At 44.3% G+C, this 2,317-nt stretch carries 3 protein-coding genes; 2 read left to right on the top strand and 1 reads right to left on the bottom strand.

Translation table 11 applies throughout. From position 1 onward, the window contains the following. Positions 1-163 precede the first annotated feature (163 nt). Positions 164-1,510, bottom strand: coding sequence for an RNA-guided endonuclease InsQ/TnpB family protein (locus F6K37_RS38695; RefSeq protein ID WP_009149380.1), 1,347 nt, complete (start codon positions 1,508-1,510; stop codon positions 164-166). Between the two features lie 72 nt (positions 1,511-1,582). Here F6K37_RS38695 and F6K37_RS38690 point away from each other — a divergent pair, with 72 nt between their 5' ends. Together F6K37_RS38690 and F6K37_RS38685 are read left to right on the top strand one after the other, a co-directional pair. Next, positions 1,583-1,780 carry a hypothetical protein gene (locus F6K37_RS38690; protein ID WP_009149378.1) on the top strand — a complete coding sequence of 66 codons (198 nt, stop codon included), beginning with the start codon at positions 1,583-1,585 and terminating at the stop codon, positions 1,778-1,780. A 167-nt stretch (positions 1,781-1,947) separates the two neighbouring features. Further along, positions 1,948-2,274 carry a VOC family protein gene (locus F6K37_RS38685; RefSeq protein WP_287256485.1) on the top strand — a complete coding sequence of 109 codons (327 nt, stop codon included), beginning with the start codon at positions 1,948-1,950 and terminating at the stop codon, positions 2,272-2,274. Positions 2,275-2,317 lie beyond the last annotated feature (43 nt).

The raw sequence follows: 2,317 nt of genomic DNA, 5'->3' as shown, positions 1-2,317 counted from the left end.
TCCTGACAGCTGAATGCTTACTTCACAGAAATTTGAACAATATCCAACCGTTTTAGAGTAAGAACCATGACTCCAAATAATCCACAGTCAGATCAACGCCCTCCTATTTGGATTGGGCATGTTAGCATGAACTACCCCGCCCTGTTCGTTCGCGTAGCGTGGCCTACGGCCAGGACGGGGTGTCAGCTACCCCATCCTTAGAGCGTGATTTTTGACGCTTCATCTTTCCCAGTTGCTTCATTGATCCAGTATGCTTTCTGGTCTTTGAAGTAGAGCTAGAAAATCCACGTTTATCGAGGTCAGCACCGTACCCCGGCTGTTTTCCTAATGCTGCATTGAACATCACTATTGCGCTTGTCTTGTCTCTATCGAACCCAAAGCCGCAAATATCACAGACGTGGTATCTATTCGACAGTTCAGCCCAGTCTTTGTGAACCTTTCCACATTCTGGACAACGCTGAGATGGCTTTAGTTGTCTAGTCGGTAGTTGAAGAACAATTCCGCCTTTGAGTTCGATTTTGTAGGTCAGCATTTTATTGAGAGTACCGAATCCTACATCCAGAATGGCTTTGTTTAATCCAGCTTTTTGTTTCCTTCTTTTCGACCCTTTCTTGGCTTTCCGGGTCATTCCTTTCGTATTGAGCTTCTCGGTTACGCCGATGTCATAACGACTAGATAAATCTGATGTAACCTTGTGTTGCCAATCTTTACGCGCGTTACCCGCTTTCCTCTTTAGTTGGGATTCTTTTTTGTTGGCTTTTTTCCAACGCTTAGACGCCTTTATACTTTTTTTGAAATTAGGAGCCTGCTTCCTGCGCTTTTCCTTCCCGGCGGCCTTCACTTTAGGCTCTAGAGTCTTCGTAAAACGCTGGTTGGCTATCTCCTCAAACTCGCTGCCGTTGAAAGCTGTGATTGCTGTTTCAGTCCCTAAGTCATAGGCTACGATTTTCTCGTACGTTAAGTCAGATCCTGAACCATATTTAGTGTCGGGGGTTTCTACTTTAACGGTTATTGAAGCATACCAAGCGTTTACACTAGACTTGTACGTAATTGTTAGAGTCGTTGGTGTCCCCCAAAACTTGGCCTGACCACGCATCTTTATAGTGAGTCCGAGGTCATTCAACGTCAAAGTTCCATCTTTTCCGTCAGTATTAGCCTTCCAACCAGCCTTACTGGGATAAGTCCATCCGGAGTATTTCCGAATTGGCTTATATTTGGGAATTTCACTTAACCCAAGAAAGAAGCGATTATATGCCAGGTCTACCCTCTTAAGGGTCGCTTGCAAGGAAGTACTATATAACTCCTTGTACTCCGGCCAACATTCCTTGAAGGCGGGCAAGCAGTTTTGTTGATCAAGATATCCTATGGACTTTTTATTTGCTTTCCATTCATAGCGGCGATCGCCTATCCCAGCGTTATAAAGCAACTGGTGCATTTTTCTCGCGTAAAACATCTTTGACGCAGCTGTTTTGTTAGGATACAGACGAAATGTATGTCTGAGATTCGCCATGAATGAAACCACCTCCTTGAAATCTTCGTGCTTGGGCTGATATTATTTTAGTATAGTTGATGGTAAATACAAATGTCAAGCACAAAAAGGAAAAAGCCTCAGAAAAGAATGAGGGGAGCACCCGCTCATTATGACGAGCTAAAAAGACAACACGGAATCTGGTTAACAGATACTACTTGGAAATGGTTGCAATTGTCGGCTGAAGACTCCGGGGTAAGCGTTGGAGAATATATAGAGAGTTGGGTAAGGAAACAGGTCTCTGGCATTTGAAGGGGCTATCCATCCCAGAAACGAAACCTTAGGATAGTGGAGCCTTTATGGTTGGTCGGTTATGTATAAAAGGGTTAAAACTTTTTGATTAAGGCTCCACTATCCTTACGGTAACTTCAACACCTGGACGAGGTGGGGGAATTTCGCCCCCTCTTGCCTCCCCTATCTTGTTAAACGTTTCAGAGTTCAAAAAATCTCTCGACTTCTTCGAGTTTGTGGGAATGCTTAAGGTTGCTGAATTTCAAGAGTTAGCAGTACTTGAATTGAGAGGGGGAACCCATCTGGTGCTTAGAAATAAACCTGAAGCGGCACCAGGACAAGCGAGTTTTGATCTGATGGTTGATGATTTGAAGGCTCAACAAGTCGCCCTGCAAGAGGCTGGCTATGCACCGAGCGAAATTCGCGAAGGGCGAATACACAGTGTGTTTGATGTATCTGAACCTTCAGGAAACATAATTACCTTTTATGATAGCCATGTGGTGGGGCCAGTCTAGAGGGAACTATTTTTTTTGGGTTATCAGGTTGAAGGTTAGTTGG

It is taken from the genome of Moorena sp. SIO4E2 (genome assembly GCF_010671945.1).
GTDB lineage: Bacteria > Cyanobacteriota > Cyanobacteriia > Cyanobacteriales > Coleofasciculaceae > Moorena > Moorena producens.
The sequence above is the reverse complement of the archived record's forward strand: the minus strand, read 5'-3'. Positions and strand labels throughout refer to the sequence as shown.

Coding starts and splice junctions, on each gene's coding strand:
- F6K37_RS38690 (WP_009149378.1), top strand. CDS start 1,583: ATGTCAAGCACAAAAAGGAAAAAGCCTCAGAAAAGAATGAGGGGAGCA.
- F6K37_RS38695 (WP_009149380.1), bottom strand. CDS start 1,510: ATGGCGAATCTCAGACATACATTTCGTCTGTATCCTAACAAAACAGCT.